This window comes from Ruegeria sp. H8 (genome assembly GCF_056532905.1).
This window is the reverse complement of sequence record NZ_JBQFNY010000001.1, coordinates 547,244-566,659: the sequence shown is the minus strand read 5'-3', so window position 1 is coordinate 566,659 and position 19,416 is coordinate 547,244. Positions and strand designations below refer to the sequence as shown.

General features: G+C 58.9%; 19 protein-coding genes and 1 tRNA gene. 8 read left to right on the top strand and 12 right to left on the bottom strand.

From position 1 onward, the window contains the following. Positions 1-12: 12 nt before the first annotated feature. The 4 genes from ACR0A2_RS02720 to ACR0A2_RS02705 all read right to left on the bottom strand — a co-directional run bounded on the left by ACR0A2_RS02720 (position 13) and on the right by ACR0A2_RS02705 (position 4,795). The gene (locus ACR0A2_RS02720) at positions 13-444 is read right to left on the bottom strand and encodes a universal stress protein (RefSeq protein ID WP_152458067.1); all 432 of its coding nucleotides are present in this window, start codon (positions 442-444) and stop codon (positions 13-15) included. Then, a complete protein-coding gene (locus ACR0A2_RS02715; protein WP_480833968.1) occupies positions 441-3,050 on the bottom strand; it encodes a TRAP transporter permease in 2,610 nt (869 codons plus the stop codon). The genes ACR0A2_RS02720 and ACR0A2_RS02715 overlap by 4 nt, the downstream gene beginning before the upstream one ends. A 99-nt stretch (positions 3,051-3,149) precedes the next feature. Continuing rightward, positions 3,150-4,118: a TAXI family TRAP transporter solute-binding subunit gene (locus tag ACR0A2_RS02710; protein ID WP_152458069.1), complete on the bottom strand. Its 969-nt coding sequence runs from the start codon at positions 4,116-4,118 to the stop codon at positions 3,150-3,152. A gap of 591 nt (positions 4,119-4,709) precedes the next feature. Continuing rightward, positions 4,710-4,795 (bottom strand) — tRNA-Leu (locus ACR0A2_RS02705). Positions 4,796-4,942: 147 nt separating this feature from the next. Here ACR0A2_RS02705 and ACR0A2_RS02700 point away from each other — a divergent pair. Then, complete coding sequence (locus tag ACR0A2_RS02700; RefSeq protein ID WP_480445206.1) at positions 4,943-5,521, top strand: YqaA family protein; 579 nt, start codon at positions 4,943-4,945, stop codon at positions 5,519-5,521. Next, the gene (locus ACR0A2_RS02695; RefSeq protein ID WP_224855945.1) at positions 5,518-5,988 is read left to right on the top strand and encodes a disulfide bond formation protein B; all 471 of its coding nucleotides are present in this window, start codon (positions 5,518-5,520) and stop codon (positions 5,986-5,988) included. The genes ACR0A2_RS02700 and ACR0A2_RS02695 overlap by 4 nt, the downstream gene beginning before the upstream one ends. Here ACR0A2_RS02695 and ACR0A2_RS02690 read toward each other — a convergent pair. Continuing rightward, a complete protein-coding gene (locus ACR0A2_RS02690) occupies positions 5,985-6,572 on the bottom strand; it encodes an HNH endonuclease (RefSeq protein ID WP_152458073.1) in 588 nt (195 codons plus the stop codon). The two genes, ACR0A2_RS02695 and ACR0A2_RS02690, sit on opposite strands and share 4 nt — an antisense overlap. Before the next feature lie 213 nt (positions 6,573-6,785). Between ACR0A2_RS02690 and ACR0A2_RS02685 the strand changes: the two genes are divergently transcribed. Then, on the top strand, positions 6,786-7,391 hold the full coding sequence (locus ACR0A2_RS02685; protein WP_480833967.1) for an rRNA large subunit pseudouridine synthase E: 606 nt from the start codon (positions 6,786-6,788) through the stop codon (positions 7,389-7,391). A 32-nt stretch (positions 7,392-7,423) separates the two neighbouring features. Beyond that, positions 7,424-7,849, top strand: coding sequence for a VOC family protein (locus ACR0A2_RS02680; protein WP_171632270.1), 426 nt, complete (start codon positions 7,424-7,426; stop codon positions 7,847-7,849). A 45-nt stretch (positions 7,850-7,894) separates the two neighbouring features. On the opposite strand, the gene ACR0A2_RS02675 is transcribed toward ACR0A2_RS02680, so the two are convergent. Both ACR0A2_RS02675 and ACR0A2_RS02670 read right to left on the bottom strand, forming a co-directional pair. Beyond that, the gene (locus ACR0A2_RS02675; RefSeq protein WP_152458076.1) at positions 7,895-8,560 is read right to left on the bottom strand and encodes an alpha/beta hydrolase; all 666 of its coding nucleotides are present in this window, start codon (positions 8,558-8,560) and stop codon (positions 7,895-7,897) included. Further along, on the bottom strand, positions 8,557-9,189 hold the full coding sequence (locus ACR0A2_RS02670) for a DNA-3-methyladenine glycosylase family protein (RefSeq protein ID WP_480445209.1): 633 nt from the start codon (positions 9,187-9,189) through the stop codon (positions 8,557-8,559). The genes ACR0A2_RS02675 and ACR0A2_RS02670 overlap by 4 nt, the downstream gene beginning before the upstream one ends. A 98-nt stretch (positions 9,190-9,287) precedes the next feature. Between ACR0A2_RS02670 and ACR0A2_RS02665 the strand changes: the two genes are divergently transcribed. Beyond that, positions 9,288-10,514 carry an MFS transporter gene (locus tag ACR0A2_RS02665; protein ID WP_480833966.1) on the top strand — a complete coding sequence of 409 codons (1,227 nt, stop codon included), beginning with the start codon at positions 9,288-9,290 and terminating at the stop codon, positions 10,512-10,514. On the opposite strand, the gene ACR0A2_RS02660 is transcribed toward ACR0A2_RS02665, so the two are convergent. From ACR0A2_RS02660 to cysS, 3 genes are read right to left on the bottom strand one after another with little or no spacing between them, the layout of a single operon-like run. Continuing rightward, positions 10,515-11,291 (bottom strand): squalene/phytoene synthase family protein, encoded by a 777-nt coding sequence (locus tag ACR0A2_RS02660; RefSeq protein WP_480834463.1) that lies wholly within the window; start codon positions 11,289-11,291, stop codon positions 10,515-10,517. Positions 11,292-11,293: 2 nt separating this feature from the next. Further along, complete coding sequence (gene cimA, locus ACR0A2_RS02655; protein WP_480833965.1) at positions 11,294-12,928, bottom strand: citramalate synthase; 1,635 nt, start codon at positions 12,926-12,928, stop codon at positions 11,294-11,296. After that, on the bottom strand, positions 12,928-14,325 hold the full coding sequence (gene cysS, locus ACR0A2_RS02650) for a cysteine--tRNA ligase (RefSeq protein ID WP_480833964.1): 1,398 nt from the start codon (positions 14,323-14,325) through the stop codon (positions 12,928-12,930). The genes cimA and cysS overlap by 1 nt, the downstream gene beginning before the upstream one ends. Positions 14,326-14,543: 218 nt before the next feature. Here cysS and ACR0A2_RS02645 point away from each other — a divergent pair, with 218 nt between their 5' ends. Together ACR0A2_RS02645 and ACR0A2_RS02640 are read left to right on the top strand one after the other, a co-directional pair. Continuing rightward, a complete protein-coding gene (locus ACR0A2_RS02645) occupies positions 14,544-14,888 on the top strand; it encodes an MmcQ/YjbR family DNA-binding protein (protein WP_480833963.1) in 345 nt (114 codons plus the stop codon). A 56-nt stretch (positions 14,889-14,944) separates the two neighbouring features. Next, the gene (locus ACR0A2_RS02640) at positions 14,945-16,132 is read left to right on the top strand and encodes a pyridoxal phosphate-dependent aminotransferase (protein ID WP_480833961.1); all 1,188 of its coding nucleotides are present in this window, start codon (positions 14,945-14,947) and stop codon (positions 16,130-16,132) included. Between the two features lie 8 nt (positions 16,133-16,140). Here ACR0A2_RS02640 and ACR0A2_RS02635 read toward each other — a convergent pair whose 3' ends face one another. Continuing rightward, positions 16,141-16,671, bottom strand: coding sequence for an outer membrane protein (locus ACR0A2_RS02635; RefSeq protein ID WP_253283440.1), 531 nt, complete (start codon positions 16,669-16,671; stop codon positions 16,141-16,143). Positions 16,672-17,072: 401 nt separating this feature from the next. On the opposite strand from ACR0A2_RS02635, the gene ACR0A2_RS02630 reads away from it, so the two are divergent. Next, positions 17,073-18,617: a trimethylamine methyltransferase family protein gene (locus tag ACR0A2_RS02630; RefSeq protein WP_480833959.1), complete on the top strand. Its 1,545-nt coding sequence runs from the start codon at positions 17,073-17,075 to the stop codon at positions 18,615-18,617. A 45-nt stretch (positions 18,618-18,662) separates the two neighbouring features. Here the strand turns inward: ACR0A2_RS02630 and ACR0A2_RS02625 are convergent, their stop codons facing one another. Next, positions 18,663-18,908 carry an EF-hand domain-containing protein gene (locus tag ACR0A2_RS02625; protein WP_117868858.1) on the bottom strand — a complete coding sequence of 82 codons (246 nt, stop codon included), beginning with the start codon at positions 18,906-18,908 and terminating at the stop codon, positions 18,663-18,665. Between the last annotated feature and the right edge of the window lie 508 nt (positions 18,909-19,416).

Below are 19,416 nucleotides of genomic sequence, written 5' to 3'. Positions count from 1 at the left end.
CTGCTTTTCGCGTCAGCGCACCACGTAAACCGAGACGTTGGAATGTCGCACCACGCGTGCCGCATTCGGGCCCAGCAGGTAATCCTTGAAATCCGGCTTGTGGGCTCCGATTACGATCAAATCAGAGCCGGCATTTTCGGCCGTCTTCAAGATCTCCTGATAGGCTGTGCCTGTCGCAACCACATGGCGGATGGTTTCGTTGCGCTCGGCCCCCAGGGCCGATACGCAAAGCGCCGTCAGTTTGGCCTGCGCTTCCTCCAACGCCTTGTCGTGAAAATCGGATTCGAAAAACCCCGACACCCAGCTTTCCCCGAAATCGGGCAGCACTGTCACCACGTCAAGTTGCGCCCCTTCCATATCCGCCAGCGCGGCTGCTTTTTGCAGCACCGGTGCATCAATCTCGCCATTGCTGATATCAACGGCACACAGAACGGAACGTGTCATACGAGCACCTCTTGTCTGGCGGCACGGCCGCGTTGCAGGAAAGCGATCAGACCCAGCAGGATCAGCGCCGGGATATAGACCAGTTGCTTCGGAGGCTGGCTGGACGGCAGGCTGACCGAGCTCAGACGCACAGCCTCGTCACCGTAATAGTCAAAGTTGGCCAGATCTTCGGCAACCGGTGATCCAAACATCGGCTCGTCAAGTTTGACAAGGCCATCCTCTTCCAGCAACAGCAGCCCCATGGCATCGACGCGCGCTTCACCGCCCTCTTCGGATCCGACTGGCACCACAATCGTGGTGTCAACCATCTTGCCGGTATCAAAATCCGGCCCGCTGATCACCATGCGAACCTCGGTCCCCGGTGGAGTCTGGCCAATGGTTTCGACAAACGCCGCAGGCTCGACCGAAGTGTATGGAGGCGCGATGCGATCCATGAAGAAATCCGGCCTGAACAGGGCGAAGGCCACGGCGATCAGCGCGATACTTTCATAGATCCGGCTGTGGGTCAGGAAATACCCCATGGTGCCTGCCGTGAAGACAAGGATCGCTATCGTCGCGAAAACCGCCACTATGATCCCTTCGACCCATGTCACATCGATCAGCAGAAGATCGGTGTTGAAAATGAACACGAAGGGCAGCGCCACGGTGCGCAGGCTGTAGAAGAACGCCGTGAAACCGGTTTTGATCGCATCACCGCCCGACACAGCCGCGGCAGCAAAACTGGCCAGCCCGACCGGAGGTGTCACGTCGGCCATGATCCCGAAATAGAACACGAACAGGTGGACAGCGATCAATGGAACGATCAGCCCGCTTTGGGCGCCCAACTCAACAACCACTCCGGCCATCAACGAGCTGACAACGATATAGTTCGCGGTTGTCGGCAGACCCATGCCCAGGATCAGGCTGAGCAGCCCGACCATGACCAGCATCAGGATCAGATTGCCGCCCGACAGGAACTCGACCAGATCGGCCATCACCTGACCAACACCCGTCAACGTGACGGTTCCCACGATCACGCCCGCGGTTGCCGTGGCAAGCGCGATGCCGATCATATTGCGTGCCCCGTCGATCAGACCTTGCCACAGGTCGGCAACACCATCGATGAAAGTGTTGTACAGGTTGCTCTGCCCCCGGAACATCGCTTTCAGCGGCTTCTGCGTCAGCAGGATGACAAACAGCAGCGATGTGGCCCAGAAGGCGGAAAGGCCCGGTGACTTCTGTTCGATCATCAGGAAATAGACCAAAACGATGATCGGCAGCAGGTAATGCAGGCCAGCTTTGTAGATATCGGCGATGACCGGAAGCGTAACCTCTTTTGCGTTAGGGTCGTCCGGTTCCAGGTCAGGCACCTGTGCCGCCAGATAAAGCAGTGCGACATATACCGCGCAGATAATCAGGCTGAGCACGATCCCAGCGGCCGACGGCACCCAGCTTGTCACGGCATCCACCGGGAATTGTGACCCATAGCAAAGACCTGCAAACACCAGGAAGAAGCCGAGCATCCCCACCACGGTCCGCGCCAGATGCACATCGCGGTCGCCCAGCGTGGGCATGTTTCGCTTCACGGCCTCAAGGTGCACGATGTAAACGAGTGCGATGTAGGAAATCGCTGCCGGCAGGAAGGCATGGGTGATCACCTCGACATATGAGATGCCCACATACTCCACCATCAGGAATGCAGCGGCCCCCATCACCGGCGGCATGATCTGTCCGTTGACCGAACTGGCAACCTCGACCGAGCCCGCTTGTTCACTGCTGAACCCGACGCGCTTCATCAGCGGGATGGTGAAAGTACCGGTGGTGACAACATTGGCAATCGACGAGCCCGAGATCAGGCCGGTCGCAGCCGAGCCCACAACCGCCGCCTTGGCCGGACCACCGCGCAGGTGGCCCAGGGCCCCAAAGGCCATCTTGATAAAGTAGTTCCCTGCTCCGGCTTTATCCAGCAATGCGCCAAACAGCACGAACAGGAAGACGAATTTTGTGGAAACACCCAGTGCGATACCAAACACGCCCTCGGACGTGATCCACATGTGGCTCATCGCCTTTTTTAGGCTCGCGCCCTTCCAGCGGATAACTTCGGGCACCCATTCCGAGGCACCGAAGAAGACATAGGCCAAAAAAATGGTCGCGATAATTGCCATGGCCGGGCCAAGCGCACGGCGCGCGGCCTCGAACAACAGCACCAGGCCAAGCAACGCAACCCATTTGTCGGTGTCGTCGGCCAAACCGCCCGCATTGACGATCTTGTCATAGAAGAAATAGCCATACAGCGCGACGAACGCGCCCACCAGTCCCATGATCCAATCCTGAACCGGAATATAGTTCCGGGGGCTGGATTTGAGCGCCGGATAAGCGGCAAAGGCCAGAAACAAAGCAAAAGCCAGATGGAATTGCCGAGCATTGTTCACGACGCTTCCGGGCAAGACATAATTCGCCAGGGGCGAGGCCAGAACAACTTGAAATATCGACCAGATCGCGGCCACGACCGCAAGGAAAACGCCCACGTTCCCGACCGGATTGCGCCCTCCTGCGTCAGAAGATGCAACCAGATCCTGAAGCTCTTCTTCGGAAAGCGGACGATTGGATTGAGTGTCGGAATTCATCAAATGTCTCCCCGTCGCGGCCATTGTTCGGCCTGCTGAAATCCCGTTTCACACGGGTTTTGTGCAGGGCGCCCGTGGGCACCCTGCGTCAGGTCTGGTTTACTGAATCCAGCCTTTTTCTTTGTAGTACTTCTCGGCACCCGGATGCAGCGGAGCCGACAGGCCATCCGCAATCATCTCTTCGGGCTTCAGGTTCGCAAACGCCGGGTGAAGCTTTTTGAAGTCATCGAAGTTTTCAAAGACCGAGCTGACGACCGCGTAAACCGCATCTTCCGATACATCGGCCGAGGTCACGAAGGTCGCGCCCACACCAAAGGTCGAGGTGTCTTCGTCAGATCCACGGTACATGCCACCGGGAATGGTTGCCTTGCGGTAGAACGAGTTTTCGTTGACCAGCTTGTCCACGGCCTCACCGCTGACGTTCACCAGAACCGAGTCACACGCGGTGGTGGCTTCCTGAATCGAACCCGAGGGGTGGCCAACGGTGTACACCATCGCGTCGATCTGGTTGTCGCACAGGGCTGCCGACTGTTCAGCCGCTTTCAGCTCGGTCGCCAGTTCGAAATCATCTGTGGTCCAGCCCATCTCGCCCAGCAGAACTTCCATGGTGCCGCGCTGACCGGAACCGGGGTTGCCGATGTTGACGCGCTTGCCCTTCAGGTCTTCAAAGTTGGTGATGCCGGAATCGGCGCGGGCCACCACGGTGAAGGGTTCGGGGTGCACCGAGAACACGGCGCGCAGGCCTTCGAACGGGCCGGCTTCTTCGAATTTCGAGGTGCCGTTATAGGCGTGGTACTGCCAGTCGGACTGGGCCACACCAAACTCCAGCTCGCCTTCGCGGATGGTGTTGATGTTGTAGACTGAACCACCGGTCGATTCGACCGAGCAGCGCACGCCGTGCTCTTTCCGGCCTTTGTTGACCAGACGACAGATCGCGCCGCCGGTCGGATAGTAAACGCCGGTGACACCGCCGGTACCGATTGTAATGAACTCTTCGGCATATGCCGCCGGAGCCAGAAGGGCTGCGGTGACGAAGGCGCCGACGCTCAGTTTGCTGCTGTTTTTCATCTGTTAACTCCCACTTTTTTTGTCTGGCAGTTGGAAATCAAGTTTGATCACCTGCTCAGGGAAGCGTGCCGATAATACAAACCGGCCCGCATCGCAACGGCTACAAATCTTTGAATTTCCCAATTTCTCCCAACCCTTTCGAGGTTTCATTCAGATACCCGCAATGTCAAGGCCGGCACCGGTCTGACCTGCGCCAATTCGCATATATGAGCATAAATCCCGAACTTTCCCCATCAGTTCACGGGGTACCGTCCGGGTTCATCCCATCACTTCATATTCAAAACCTGCCCTCATTCCCGGCGCTAATCACCGTGAAACAGAGCGAACCGCGTTTCGGACAAGGAGGCAGGGCAAGTCACGGTCGTACGTTCCGGCGAATCTGGCAAAGGCCCTTCAACACCAACCCGGTTCAAGATCCCCCCCGGCCGGGGGCCTGATGATCTGTCGTTGAAGCAGGCCCGGAACGTCGTGGCATTCACGGGCTGCTACAGAGGACCTCAAACAGGACATGAAGATCTAGGTTGCGGATCATCACCTTGATCACGGCACCCCGCCAAGAGGACGGACGGTGTTCTGAGTTTGTCGGAACTGTGGTGCCCAAGGAGAGACTCGAACTCTCACGCCCGTGAAGGCGGGGGATTTTGAATCCCCTGCGTCTACCATTCCGCCACTTGGGCCACGAACACTGGATTAGCGCCCATCCGAGCGAAGGTCCAGAGGCAAAAACCATCCAATATTCCATTTGTTTCGCCCTCGACTGTTGACGGTCCGTCAGGCGCATGGTTTGGCTGGGCTTCAGACCGAAAACGGGATTTGAGTGCTTTATGTTACGATCGCTTTATGACTGGACCATTCGTCTGGCCGAACACCCTCACGCGCTGTGGGCGCTGGCCATCGTGGCTTTCATCGAAAGTTCGTTCTTCCCGATTCCCCCCGATGTGTTGATGATTCCGATGATTCTGGCCCGCCCGTCCCGGGCGTGGCTGATCGCAACCGTGGCACTGGTGGCTTCGGTTCTGGGGGGCATGCTGGGCTATGCGATTGGTGCGTTTTTCTATGAAAGCATCGGGCAGCCCATTCTGGAATCCATGGGGAAAGCCCATGCCATGGAAGAGTTCAATACCCGGTTCAACGACTTCGGGTTCTGGGCCGTTCTGACGGCGGGTGTGACCCCCTTCCCTTACAAGGTCATCACCATTATGTCCGGCTGGACCGGCATGCCGCTTGGAACCTTCATCGCGACCTCGATTCTGGCCCGCGCCTTGAGGTTCTTCCTGGTCGCAGGTCTGCTCTGGGGATTCGGTGAGCCGATCCGCGACTTCATCGAAAAGCGCCTGGGGCTAATGTTCACTTTGTTCATCATCCTCCTGTTTGGCGGATTCCTGGTGGTGAAATACTTATGACGAGACGTTCGCAACTTGTCGCGGTGGCAAGTCTTGGATCACTGGCCCTTCTTCTGGCCGCTTTTGGCTTTCAGCATCTCGGCGGGCTTGCGCCATGCAAGATGTGCATCTGGCAGCGCTATCCTCATGCAGTGGCCATCGCGATCGGCGCCGTGGCGCTGGCATTGCCAAGGCTGACCTTTCTTCCTTTGCTGGGCGCAGCAGCGGCCGCGACGACTTCGGCGGTGGGTGCATTTCACGCCGGCGTTGAACAAGGTTGGTGGGAAGGCCCAAGCAGCTGCACATCCGGCAGCATCAGCGGTCTGTCCGCTGACGATCTGTTCGATCAAATCATGTCCGCGCCTTTGGTGCGGTGCGATGATATCCCTTGGGAGATGTTCGGCATCTCGATGGCTGGCTGGAACGCTATTGCTTCTGCTGTGCTGGTACTGATCTGGCTGGCCGCATGGAAATCTCGCGCGGCCTAGAACTCGTCCAGCTCTGCATCCCAGTACAGGAAATCGATCCAGCTTTCATGCAGGTGGTTCGGTGGGAATTTCCGTCCGATATTGCGCAACGCTTCGGCATCGGGCTGACGTGGCGGCTTGCGCAAGGTCATCCGAGCCTGGCGCAGCGATTTCGACCCTTTGCGCAGATTGCACGGGCTGCACGCCGCCACCACGTTCTGCCAACTGGTCACACCACCGGCGGCCCGTGGCACCACATGGTCAAAGGTCAGGTTGTCCCGGCTGCCGCAGTACTGGCAGCGGAATTCATCCCGCAAAAATAAATTAAAGCGCGTGAAGGCCACGCGCTTTCTGGGTTTTACATAGTCTTTCAAAACAACGACCGAGGGTATTCGTATCTCGGTGCTCGGGCTGCGGACGACCTCGTCATATTCAGCCACGATATCGACCCGATCCAGCCAGGCCGCCTTGATCGCTTCTTGCCAGGGCCACAGTGACAGCGGGTAATAGGACAAGGGGCGATAATCGGCGTTCAAAACCAGGGCCGGGTGTTGTTTGAGCGCACCCGGCTCCCTTACAAATTCGGTCCTGAAGTCTCCGTCCATCACAGAATCGCTCCTCGCTCTCAGCTGCCCGCTTGTGACACCAGAGCGGGGAGCACCCGCCCCGGTCTTTTTATAACTATATATCGTGTTAAAACTCTGACAAGCCCTGATTTTCCACAATATGTCGCAGACGGGGTAACGCGAATCCGTAACAGGCACATGACAGTTATCCACAGCTTGCACCGGGGGTAATCTTCAGGCTATGCGCAGATCATGTCCTGGTTCATTCGCTTCAACAAACCTTATGATGTTCTGCCGCAGTTCACCGACCGCGCCAATTCGGACAGCCCGCGCAGCACGCTGTCCGATTTCATCGATCTGCCGGGCGTCTATCCGGCGGGCAGGCTGGACCGTGACAGTGAAGGTTTGATACTGCTGACGGATCATGGAAAGCTGCAATCCCAGATCTCTGACCCAAAGCACAAGATGGCCAAAACCTATTGGGTTCAGGTTGAGGGCACCCCCGACGAGGCTGCCCTGAAAACGCTTCGCAACGGGGTCGAATTGAAGGACGGTCTGACCCGTCCTGCCAAAGCCCGCCGGATCGACGAGCCCGAAATGCTCTGGCCGCGCACCCCGCCGATCCGTGAACGCAAGACGGTACCGGACAGCTGGCTTGAACTGACCATACGTGAGGGCAAAAACCGACAGGTGCGTCGGATGACTGCTGCCGTGGGCCTGCCGACGCTGCGCCTGATCCGTTACCGCATCGGAGACTGGACCCTGGATGATCTTGAGCCCGGGCAGTGGGACAGTCTGCCAATGCCGACACTGAACACGGCCCCTCAACGCAAGCGCGACCGTCGCCCGCGCCGGTGACAGACCCTGCCCCGATCTGCTAAACTGGGGTCATGAAGAAAACGCCTGACATCCCGGCCCCTTCGGCCATTCTGGAAGCGGCGCTCTATGTTGATGACCTGGACGCGGCAGAACAGTTTTACGGCGAAGTTCTTGGGCTCGAACGCATACAACGTGTCGCTGACCGCCATGTATTCTATCGCATTGGCGGGTCGGTCCTGCTGATATTCAATCCCGACCAGACCGAACAACCGCCGCTTGACCCCGGTATGCCGGTTCCGCCCCACGGCGCGCGCGGCCCCGGACATGTGTGTCTTGTGCTGTCACGAGAGGAAATCGCAGTGATGCGCAAACACCTTCTGGACTGGAATATTCCGGTAGATGCCGAGTTTGACTGGCCCGGCGGCGTGCGGTCTTTGTATGTGCGCGACCCGGCCGGAAACTCGGTCGAGTTCGCCGAAGCGCACCTCTGGACTTGATCCGGTGCGGAACGCATGGGCGCTCCGCAGATCAGATTCCAAACACTAAAGGCTCAGCTTGTCGCGCATGAAAGCCAGCGCAACGCTCAGCCCATCCGGGGCGATACCGTGCCCGGTGCCTTTCATGACATGGGCATAGACCTCTTTGAAACCGGCAGCCTGCAAGGCTTCGGCCGCTTCCGGCAGGGATTGTGGCGGAACGACATCATCGGCGTCGCCATGCACCAGCAAGACAGGCATCCGGCTGACGGTTTCATCCACCAACAGATCGGGTTCCAGCAAACGACCTGAAAAGGCTACGATCCCGGCCACGGGGTCTTCCCGCCTCGGCGCAACGTGCAGGCTCATCATGGTGCCTTGGCTGAAGCCAAACAGCACAACCTGTTCGGGCAGAACATCTTCGTCCACCATCAGTGCGTCCAGAAAGGCGTTGAAGTCCTCGACAGCCATTTCCATGCCCCGGCGGGCTTCTTCCTCGGAAGATCCATCGATCCACGGAATCGGGAACCACTGATACCCGTTTGGCATTCCAGGGATCTGCTCGGGGGCGTCGGGGGCCACGAACAACGTATCAGGCAGGTGTTCGCCCAGCGGATCGGCCAAACCCAGCAAATCGGCACCGTTTGCGCCATAGCCATGCACGAACACCACGACCGAGCGCGTATCACCCGAAACAGGCTCTTTCCGGAGCGCATTCAAAACCCGTGTCATCTGATCCCTTCTCTTTGCTTTGCAACCCGGTAATAGGCCCACAGAACCCGCGCCGCAACCGAACGCCAGGGCGACCAGGCCTCGGCCATTTTGCGCAGTTCCTTGTCCGTCGGACGTTCAGGCAAGTCATAGAGGATGCGCGCCGCCTCTTGCAGGGCCAGATCACCGGGTGCGATGACATCTGCGCGACCCAGCGAGAACATGGCATAGATTTCGGCTGTCCAGACACCGATACCCGGAACTTGCGTCAATGTGGCGACGACATCTGCGTCAGTTGCATCGCGCAACGCCTTATAGTCGATGCGTGCCTCGGCCAGAGCCCGCGCATATCGGATCTTCTGACGGCTCAGGCCAACTGCCCGCAGATCATCATCCGTTGCCCACAGGATCTTGCGCGGACCGGTCAACCTGGCATCCTGAAGCCGTTTCCAGATCGCATTGGCCGAAGCCACACTGACTTGCTGACTGACGATTGCACTCAATAATTGCGCAAACCCATCGGGGCGGCGGCGCAGCGGCAAAGGGCCGGTCTGATCCATCGCATACGCCATGCGCGGACAGGTTTGGGCCAGCCATTCAGCCCCTTCGGCAACACAGTCCGGTGTTTCGATGATGCGGCCTGCGGACATGCGGCCTCCCTGCTCTGCTATCTCGGGGCACGTTAGGCGCATGTGACGCAGATGCAACCCGCTTGTGCCTCAAACACTTAGCCGATAACCATTCGCCCATGACCATGATTTCAACCCTTCCGGACGACCGGCAGGCCAAACGCAATGTGGCCGTGCTGGTGGCTGCCCAAGCCATACTGGGCGCGCAGATGCCGATGATGTTCATCGTCGGCGGGCTTGCAGGTCAATCGCTGGCCTCGAACCCCTGCCTGGCGACGCTGCCGATATCCCTGATCGTTCTGGGATCGATGCTGGCAGCCACGCCGATCTCGGCCATCATGCAAAAATGGGGCCGTCGCGTGGGGTTCCTTGTCGGGGCAACCGCCGGTGCACTGGGCGGGCTGATCGGGGCCTATGGCCTGTTTCTGGGCTCGTTCCCCATCTTTCTAGTCGGCAGCCTGCTGACCGGCATCTATATGAGCGCACACGGGTTCTATCGCTTTGCAGCAGCAGACACCGCTTCAAACGATTTCCGCCCCAAGGCGATTTCATATGTCATGGCGGGCGGATTGGCGGCCGCCATCATTGGGCCTCAGATCGTGAAGCTGACGTCTGAAGCATACGTCATCCCGTTTCTGGGAACATATATGGCCGTAATCGGCATCAACGTTCTGGGCTCGGCGCTGTTCTTCTTTCTCGACATTCCGACGCCTGCGAAACCTGCGGCTGATGAACCCAAGGGGCGGTCACGGATCGAGCTGTTGAAAACGCCCCGCATTGCCGTCGCGATCATCTGTGCCATGGTGTCTTATGCGCTGATGAATCTCGTCATGACCTCGACACCGCTTGCGGTTGTCGGATGTGGGTTTTCGGCCAATGACGCGGCGGATATCGTGACAAGTCACGTGCTGGCAATGTATGTTCCCAGCTTCTTCACCGGGCACCTGATCGCCCGATTTGGCATTGAAAAGATCGTCGCTCTGGGCCTGGCCATACTTGCCGCATCAGGAGTGATTGCGCTGCAAGGCGTTGAATTGGGGAACTTTTTTGTTGCCCTCGTCCTTCTGGGCATTGGTTGGAATTTCGGCTTCATCGGCGCGACCACGATGCTGGCCGCATCTCATGAACCGCAAGAGCGTGGTCGGATGCAGGGCCTCAATGACCTGCTGGTGTTTGGCGGTGTGACACTTGCATCGCTGGCCTCGGGCGGGTTGATGAACTGCTCGGGCGGATCCGCGATCGAGGGGTGGAACGCCGTCAACCTGGCCATGATCCCCTTGCTGACACTGGCAGGTGGCGCATTGCTGTGGCTGGTTCTGCGCCCGGCCGATCCCGAAAGGGTCTGATCACCAGCGCCCGCTGCCGACGGTCCACATCAGGGACAGTCGCTGACGCATTTCGCCTGGTTCAAGCGTTCCGGCCGCCACCCGCTCGGGTTGGGCGATGGCCTGCTTCAGCACCCGTTCCGCCAACCAGCCTGCATACAGCGCGGGACGCGCCTCAGGTGCGATGTCGCCCCGGTTTGATCGCGCCTTGCGCAATCGGTCCAAAGCGTATTGGGCCAGTTGCTGAACGCCGCCCGTCGTACCATCCAGCAAAGGTACGCGCCCCCGCTTTTCCAGTTTGGGAATGGCGCGGAACCAATTTGCCACACCGACTCCGTACCCGAAATCGCGCAACACGCTTTCATTCGCCACACCCAGCGCCTGCGCAGAGGCGACGAAAAGAGATCCGGAACTGTGGTTGATATAGGCGTCAAAATGTTCCTGATCCTCGAACGGATCCCGGTATATTTCCCAACGTCTTACGGCAACAAATTCATCCAGTACGCCTGCCAGATGCGGCGACAGGACCCGCGACAGAGGCGTCACCACCTCGTGCCGCCGCACCGCGGACCCTTCTGCAATCTCCTGCAACGCGTCGCGCCACCATTGCAGCCGCATTTCGGCAATCATGGCCTCTTGCGTCACCCATGGCGCGCGGGCGACTTCGACATTCAACGCATAGATCGGAAACAAAACCACGCGAGCCGCGACCGGAGCAGCCATCGTCGCGCGGAACCGGTCAGGATCCGCTCGCTGAACCAGCGCGGCGCAGGCTTTGACATCATCGTCGAAGGTCACACTCACTCGGCTGCTGCCTTTTGCGGATCGCAATCACGGACCAGTTTCCACTGGATCGCATCCAGCAGCGCCTCAAAGGACGCATCAACTATGTTCGCACTGACACCCACCGTCGACCAGCGCCGCCCCTGGCCGTCTTCGCTGTCGATGATGACGCGGGTCACCGCTTCGGTCCCGCCCTGGGTGATACGGACCTTGAAATCGACAAGGCGCATGTCTGACAAAATCTGCGAATACTGGCCCAAATCCTTCGCCAGCGCCTTGGCCAGCGCGTTCACAGGCCCCCTGTCGTTTCCGGAGTCGTCCATGGACTCGCTGACCGACAGTTTCTTTTCACCGTCCACTTTGACCACGACGACAGCCTCGGACAGGCTGACCATCTTGTTGTATTTGTTCTTCCGACGCTCAACAGTGACCTTGTAGCGCTTGACCTCGAAGAATTCAGGCAGTTGTCCCAGTTCATCCCGCGCCAACAGTTCGAAACTGGCCTGCGCGGTGTCGTAGGAATACCCTTCCGCTTCACGATCCTTGATCCGCTCTAGGATGCGGCCCAATGCGGGATCACCGGCTTTGACGCTCAGCCCCGCCTCGGTCAGGCGTTTGCGCAGGTTCGACTGACCCGCCTGGTTCGACATCGGAATGATACGTTCATTGCCTATGCTCGCCGGGTCTACATGTTCGTAAGTCGATGGGTCCTTCAGGATCGCGCTGGCGTGCAACCCCGCCTTATGCGCAAAAGCCGACGCGCCCACATAAGCCGCCTGCTTGCTGGGGACCCGGTTCAGGACATCGTCCAACATGCGGCTGATGCGGGTCAGCCCGGCCAGCGCATCAGGGCTGACGCCGGTTTCGAACTGCGAGGCATAGGGTTCTTTCAGCAGTAATGTCGGGATCAGCGCCGTCAGGTTTGCGTTGCCGCAGCGTTCCCCCAGACCATTCAGCGTTCCCTGAATTTGCCGTGCACCTGCTTCGACCGCTGCCAGAGAACAGGCCACTGCGTTCTCGGTATCGTTATGGGTGTGGATACCCAACCGTTCACCCGGCAGACCGGCCGCGATCACTTCGGACACGATCCGCCCGACCTCGGACGGCAATGCTCCACCGTTGGTGTCACACAGCACAACCCATCGCGCGCCCGCTTCCAGCGCGGCCCGGCAAACTTCCGTCGCGTACTCGGCGTTGTCCTTGTACCCGTCAAAGAAATGTTCGGCATCAAACAGCGCCTCGCGCCCTTGCGCCACGATATGCGCCACCGAAGCACGAACGTTTTCCGTGTTCTCTTCAAGCGAAATGCCAAGCGCATGGGTCACGTGATAATCATGCGACTTGCCAACCAGACAGACGGCCTGCGTACCCGCATTCATCACCGCAGCCAGCACATCGTCATTCTCGGCCGAGCGCCCCGCCCGCTTGGTCATGCCAAAGGCCGTCAACCGGGCCGCGGTCTTTGGCGCAGCCTCGAAAAACGCGCTGTCGGTGGGGTTCGCCCCGGGCCAGCCGCCTTCGATGTAATCCACACCTAAAGCATCCAACGCCTGCGCGATCTGCACCTTTTCGGCGGTCGAAAACTGCACACCCTGGGTCTGCTGCCCGTCACGCAGCGTCGTGTCATAAAGATAGAGGCGTTCTCTGGTCATCAGACCTCCTCCAGCTTGGCGGCATCAAAACCGGCGCCCGGCACCAGTTCAACACCTTCCTTGCTCATTCGAACCTCAAGCCCTGCCGCAACATACGCCGCCTTGAGGCGGTCGACCTCCGAGAAATCCTTGTTTTCCATTGCAGATACGCGGGCCTTTGCCAAGCGATCTGCATGGGCACTCAGGTCTATGGACGCCGTGTCCGCCCAGCCCCCCATCTGGGGCAGCAGCAAACCCAGTATTTGTGCGCTTGCCAGCAATCCCGCAGCGTCTCCATCTGACGCCAGACGGTAAAGCTCGGCCATGGCACCTGCTGTGTTCAGATCGTCACTCAGCGCTGCGATCACTTCAGGTGCCGCGCTGGCAGCGGGTTCGATGCCCGATGTCAGCGCCCGCCACTTGCGCAGCGTCGCCTCTGCTTCGCGGGCTTTCTTCTCGGTCCAGTCCATCGGCTTGCGATAATGCGTCTGTAAAAAGACAAAGCGGATCACTTCGCCCGGAACGCCCTGCTCCAGCAGATCATGCACGGTAAAGAAATTGCCCAGCGATTTGGACATTTTCTTTCCTTCGACCTGCAACATCTCGTTGTGCAGCCAGACCCGCGCGAATTCACCCTGCGGGTGTGCGCATTTGCTTTGGGCGATCTCGTTCTCGTGGTGCGGGAACATCAGGTCGTTGCCGCCACCATGGATATCAAAACTCTCACCCAGCAACTCATAGCTCATGGCCGAGCACTCGATGTGCCAGCCCGGACGTCCCCGCCCCCATGGACTGTCCCAGCCCGGCAGTTCGTCGGTCGAGGGTTTCCACAGAACAAAATCCATCGGGTTCTTCTTGTAGGGTGCCACCTCGACCCGCGCGCCGGCGATCATGTCATCCACCGAGCGCCCCGACAGCTTGCCGTAGCTTTCTTTCCAGCTATCCACCGCGAACAGAACATGGCCTTCGGCGGCATAGGCATGCCCCTTGGCGATCAGGTCTTCGATCATCGCGATCATCTGCGCGATGAACTGGGTCGCGCGCGGCATCTCGTTCGGCTCCAACGTGCCCAAAGCGCCCATATCATGCAGGTACCAGCCGATGGTCTCATCCGACCGTTCCTGCACCAGTTGCTCCAGCGTGCCTTCCGCGCCCGCCTGTTTGCGGGCCAGCGCCGTGGCGTTGATCTTGTCGTCCACGTCGGTGAAATTGCGCACATAGGTCACGTGCTCTGCGCCATAGACATGGCGCAACAGACGATAAAGAACGTCGAACACGACCACCGGGCGGGCATTGCCGAGATGGGCGCGGTCATAGACCGTCGGACCACAGACATACATCCGCACGTTGTCAGGGTCGATCGGTACGAAATCTTCCTTCGTCCGCGTCCGCGTGTTGTGCAGCTTGATCGTCGTCATCGGTCGGGCTCCTAGAAAACAGCAAAGGCTTGCGCGTTGGCGCGGGCTTAGCAACTTGTCTCAGGGATGAAAACGAAAGAAACCGGCCCGCTTGATATATCAGCAGGTAATGCAGCAGATAATGATGCAGGTCACCGGGTTCATGCCCCTCGGTTAGCACGGGATCCCCGCCAAGCCAAGCGTTGAGTTTGTTCACCGGGTCCGGCAGAGTGCCCGTCATGGACCGAGACGTCATCAATTCCATCTGCAAGGAATTTCCCGGTGCAGAACTGTCAGACCCATGGGGCGGCGGTCATGACGCGTGGAAAGTTGGCGGCAAGATGTTTGCCTGTATCGGAATTGCAAATGACGGTGTTTCCGTCAAAACACCCGATGCGGAGACGGCTCAGATGCTGATTGATGCCGGTGTCGCGGTGAAAGCCCCCTATTTTCACCGCAGCTGGGTCCGCCTGCCGTTTGATGCCGAGACCGAGGAGCTGCGCCATCGTTTGACGGTTTCCTATGACCTCGTACGCGCATCGCTGACCAAAAAGCTTCAGGCAACGCTGGCGCCGCGAAGCTGATTGACAAACGGCCACTGCTCTGCCCCATTCAGCGCAAAGCAACCAGGGGCGATTTCATGAGATTGTCTGAACGCATCACGCAGATCACCGGCGGCGGCAGCGATGGCTGGGACGTGTTCTATCGCGCGCGCAGGATGTTGAGTGAAGGACAAGCCGTAACCGAATTGACGATCGGTGAACATGACACCCGAACCGACCCTTCGATTCTTCGGGCGATGGAGCTGTCGGCCCGCAACGGCCATACAGGTTACGCGATGGTGCCCGGCACGGACCTGCTGCGCGACACGGTCGCCGCACGGGTTCAGACCCGCACTGGCGTTCCGACCTCTCGGAACAACGTCCTGATCACCCCCGGCGGGCAAGCTGCCCTGTTCGCGGCACATATGGCCGTTTGCGATCCCGGTGATGTCGGATTGTATCTCGATCCCTACTACGCCACCTATCCCGGCACGATTCGGGGTGTTGGCGCTGTGGCCCGTGCGGTTCAAAACCCGGCCGATGACGCTTTCCAGCCTCAGGCCGAGCGGATCGATGCCGCTGCTGAAGGCGCGGTTTCGTTGTTGATCAACACGCCGAACAATCCGACCGGCGTGGTCTATTCCCGTCAATCGCTCGAGGCGGTCGCTGACGTGTGCAGGCGGCGCGATCTCTGGCTGATCTCGGATGAGGTATACGACACGCAGGTCTGGGACGGTGAACATCTTTCTCCGCGTGCGCTGCCCGACATGGCAGAGCGAACGCTTGTGGTTGGATCCATGTCCAAGTCCCACGCCATGACCGGGTCGCGATGTGGATGGGTCGTCGGCCCACAGGAGGTCATCGCCCATCTGATCAATCTGGCGACCCACACCACCTACGGCGTTCCCGGGTTCGTACAGGACGCGTCGAGTTTTGCGCTGACCGCGGGTGTTGAACTTGAAGAAAAAATCGCTGCTCCGTTCCGCCGCCGCCGTGCCTTGGCCATGGATATTCTGGCCTCGCAAAACATCGTTGGCCTCGTCCCCGCGCAGGGCGCCATGTATCTGATGCTGGATATCCGCGCGACCGGGATGTCGGGGGACGCGTTTGCCAACGCGCTGCTGGACGCACACAAAATTGCCGTCATGCCCGGCGAAAGCTTCGGCAAGGCCGCTGCCGGGCACATACGGGTGGCCATGACCGTAGCGGATGAACGCTTTGCGGTTGCGCTGAAAACGCTTTGCGAATTCGCGTCGCATCTTGCGAGGAAGCACGCAGCTGAATAAGCCTGTTGTCAGAAACGAAACGTTGTACGCAAGTTGAAGACGTTAGAATCCAGACCACCGGTGGATCGGGTGACATCATCGAAGTCTTGCCGCAGCGCCTCACCGCTGATGACAAAATTCTCGCCAATCGGATAAGCGATGCCGATCCCGTAAACAGCGGCGGTATCGCTGTCGACGGATGTTTCGGCCCGTGCCGCGCCAACGACGACATACCCCAGCGCGCTGCCGAAATCGTACCCGCCACGCAGTTTCAATCGGGTCATGCTGTCCAGACTGCCCTGAGACTGGCTGAGGTTCAGGGAAAGGCGGTTGTATTCAAGTTCACCGCCCAGAACGAAAGCCCCGAAATCCTGATCATAGCCTACATGCGCACCAAAGGCGGTGTCGTCCCCGCTTGATCCACCCGGTCCATCCGCATCCGCGTACCCAAAGCTGAGCCCAACGTACCCCCCTGTCCAATCCTCTGCCAAAACCGGGCTGGCGCTGGCCGTCAGAGCCACGACAATCAGGACAGAAAAAAGTTCAAAAGTCTGTTTCAACGCGATTTCACTCGGGCTTCAGATCATGTGTTAACTTATAATTCAACTGGGATCGCTTTTGTCAGAGTTCAATTCCTTGCACGCAAAGCTCAAGAGTAAGTGAATGCAGTATAACAGATTTCTGTCCTCGGGGGAGAAAATCTGCCTTAGAATTCCGTCAGAGGTTTGTTGGGCAGATATTTGCTGAAGTAAATTCCGTTGAGGTCGCAAACAGAACAGATTGCGTCGCCGTGTTTTGGAATTGTTGCGCCAAACGTTGAGAGGCGGAATGACTGACCACGACTGGAAAATCAGCCTGATCAGCCGCACCATTGGTGCGGACCGGGGGCGTGCAGCGAGAGGACGGCCGTAAGCGGCCATTTGCCAGTTCCCCAAACATCTCTCACAGATCGGAAAAAGAAATGAACGACCAATCCCGCAACACATCGCGCAGCGGCGGTCGCGCTGCGCGTCGCGCTGCCCGTGCAACCGCATTGCCTGAACATCTGCGTCCCGTGCGCCCCGGTATGGAGGGCGGTGTCCTGAATGTCCTGACCCAGGCACAGATCGAACGTATCCACGAGGCCGCCCTGATCGCATTGGAAACCATTGGTCTGGCGGACGCGCCGCAAAGCGGGATCGACTATCTGGTTGGTGCAGGCTGCATTTTGGGCGACGATGGCCGCATCCGCTTTCCCCGTGCGCTTGTCGAAGACACGATCGCAAAGGCGAACCGCAATGTCACTTTGTACAGCCGTGACGGAAAAACCGATCTGGACCTTACAGGTACAAAAGTACATTACGGCACGGCTGGTGCAGCCGTTTCCATGGTCGACGTGCATGGTCGCGAGTATCGCGATTCAACCGTTCAGGATTTGCACGATGCCGCACGTATCTGCCAACAGCTTGACAATATTCATTTTGTTCAGCGCCCCATGGTCTGTCGCGACATCGCGGACAACCTGGAAATGGACCTGAACACGATCTACGCCAGCTGTTCAGGAACATTCAAACACGTCGGCACATCCTTCACGGAACCCAGCCATGTCGCCCCAGCGATGGAGATGATCTACATGATCGCGGGCGGCGAAGACAAATATCGCGAGCGACCATTCGTGTCGAACTCGAACTGCTTCGTCGTCCCACCGATGAAATTCGCCACTGAAAGCTGCGAAGTGATGGAGGAATGCATCAAGGCCGGAATGCCGGTTCTGTTGCTGTCAGCCGGAATGGCCGGTGCCACCGCGCCATCAACCATCGCCGGAGCAATCACCCAGGCCACGGCAGAATGCCTTGCGGGATTGGTTTATGTAAACGCCGTAAGTCCCGGCGCACCCGCAGTTTTCGGCACCTGGCCCTTTGGTCTTGATCTGCGGACCGGAGCAATGTCCATCGGTTCCGGTGAACAAGCCCTGCTGACGGCAGGCTGCGCCCAGATGCACCGCTTCTACGATTTGCCGGGGGGCGCGGCGGCCGGTGCATCAGATTCGAAGCTGCCCGACATGCAGGCCGGGTGGGAACAGATGTGCTCGAACGTGATGGCCGGGCTGTCCGGTCTGAACATGGTATATGAAGCCGCTGGCATGCACGCCTCGCTGCTGGGATTCTGCTTTGAAAGTCTCATCCTCAGCGACGACCTGATCGGTCAGGCACAACGCTGTGTGCGCGGGATCGAAGTGACCGATGAAACCCTGGCGTTGGATCAGATCGCATCCGTGTGCATGGGCGGCCCCGGTCATTATCTGGGCACCGATGCGACCCTCAGCCGTATGCAGGCCGACTATGTCTATCCGACCTTTGGTGACCGCTCGTCCCCCAAGGAATGGGTGGAGCTTGGCAAGCCGGATCTGGTTGAAAAGGCAGTGGCCCGAAAGAATGAGATCCTGTCCACCCCGTCGGCGGCCCGGTTCGACCCGCTTCTGGATGCTGAGATTCGGGAAAAATTCAACATTCACTTGCCGTTATAACATCTGAAAAAGCGGCCCGATGAGTGTCGAGCCGCCCTTTCTTGTTTACCCGTTGCTGGGTGGAAGCAAACCTGCCTCTTGTGCAACGGCCACTTCATCAGCATCCAGCGCCCCGTCGCCATTTGCGTCCATCGCCGAAAATGTATCGGCGTCAACGTCGGGCAACACGGCCTGAATTTCTTCGATGGTCAGAACGCCATCGCCATTGGCGTCGGTTGAGGACTGCGCCGAGAGCACTCCCGGCAAGGTCAGTGCAGCAATGGAAATCCCAATCAAGTACTGCGGTTTCATTTTCGTGCCTCCTGGATAAGTTGATTATGTCTTCGTCCGGACAGGCCCCAGAAACACCGGAACAGCCGCAGGCGTCACCCGTTTTGCGTGATTTCCGGGAAGTCGCGCCAATCTTTGCGTGTTTGCCCGAGTCGGTGTTGCGACACACCGCCGGGCAAAACCTTGCCAGACCCGTTTCGGCAGAACTTGCCCGACAAGTATGGCCCGATCCGGCAAGACCGCGCTTGTCCGGGCAATCAGGCGCAAAAAAGAAAGGGGGCCGAAGCCCCCTGTCAGTTTCGCCATCCAGGCTCATTTCGTTGACCGCCCGGTGTTTTTTTGCCTGCGGCCTGGACGTCGCATGGAACGAGCGCACCCGTTCCGTGAAAGAGTGGGAGGGAGCAAATATTCCGCCCCACCCTGTTCCCGGCCAACACGGGCATGTCGGCCGAGTGAAGAAAGGACATCTGGTAAGTCTTGTGTCCTTTCTCCGAATTCGTCGGGGTCGGTTACCTAGGGCAGCGTCCGA

What these genes read in the sequence shown, in the direction of transcription:
- ACR0A2_RS02720 (WP_152458067.1), bottom strand. Translation starts at nt 444, where the DNA reads ATGACACGTTCCGTTCTGTGTGCCGTTGATATCAGCAATGGCGAGATT.
- ACR0A2_RS02715 (WP_480833968.1), bottom strand. Translation starts at nt 3,050, where the DNA reads ATGAATTCCGACACTCAATCCAATCGTCCGCTTTCCGAAGAAGAGCTT.
- ACR0A2_RS02710 (WP_152458069.1), bottom strand. Translation starts at nt 4,118, where the DNA reads ATGAAAAACAGCAGCAAACTGAGCGTCGGCGCCTTCGTCACCGCAGCC.
- ACR0A2_RS02700 (WP_480445206.1), top strand. Translation starts at nt 4,943, where the DNA reads ATGTTACGATCGCTTTATGACTGGACCATTCGTCTGGCCGAACACCCT.
- ACR0A2_RS02695 (WP_224855945.1), top strand. Translation starts at nt 5,518, where the DNA reads ATGACGAGACGTTCGCAACTTGTCGCGGTGGCAAGTCTTGGATCACTG.
- ACR0A2_RS02690 (WP_152458073.1), bottom strand. Translation starts at nt 6,572, where the DNA reads ATGGACGGAGACTTCAGGACCGAATTTGTAAGGGAGCCGGGTGCGCTC.
- ACR0A2_RS02685 (WP_480833967.1), top strand. Translation starts at nt 6,786, where the DNA reads ATGTCCTGGTTCATTCGCTTCAACAAACCTTATGATGTTCTGCCGCAG.
- ACR0A2_RS02680 (WP_171632270.1), top strand. Translation starts at nt 7,424, where the DNA reads ATGAAGAAAACGCCTGACATCCCGGCCCCTTCGGCCATTCTGGAAGCG.
- ACR0A2_RS02675 (WP_152458076.1), bottom strand. Translation starts at nt 8,560, where the DNA reads ATGACACGGGTTTTGAATGCGCTCCGGAAAGAGCCTGTTTCGGGTGAT.
- ACR0A2_RS02670 (WP_480445209.1), bottom strand. Translation starts at nt 9,189, where the DNA reads ATGTCCGCAGGCCGCATCATCGAAACACCGGACTGTGTTGCCGAAGGG.
- ACR0A2_RS02665 (WP_480833966.1), top strand. Translation starts at nt 9,288, where the DNA reads ATGACCATGATTTCAACCCTTCCGGACGACCGGCAGGCCAAACGCAAT.
- cimA (WP_480833965.1), bottom strand. Translation starts at nt 12,928, where the DNA reads ATGACCAGAGAACGCCTCTATCTTTATGACACGACGCTGCGTGACGGG.
- cysS (WP_480833964.1), bottom strand. Translation starts at nt 14,325, where the DNA reads ATGACGACGATCAAGCTGCACAACACGCGGACGCGGACGAAGGAAGAT.
- ACR0A2_RS02645 (WP_480833963.1), top strand. Translation starts at nt 14,544, where the DNA reads ATGGACCGAGACGTCATCAATTCCATCTGCAAGGAATTTCCCGGTGCA.
- ACR0A2_RS02640 (WP_480833961.1), top strand. Translation starts at nt 14,945, where the DNA reads ATGAGATTGTCTGAACGCATCACGCAGATCACCGGCGGCGGCAGCGAT.
- ACR0A2_RS02630 (WP_480833959.1), top strand. Translation starts at nt 17,073, where the DNA reads ATGAACGACCAATCCCGCAACACATCGCGCAGCGGCGGTCGCGCTGCG.
- ACR0A2_RS02625 (WP_117868858.1), bottom strand. Translation starts at nt 18,908, where the DNA reads ATGAAACCGCAGTACTTGATTGGGATTTCCATTGCTGCACTGACCTTG.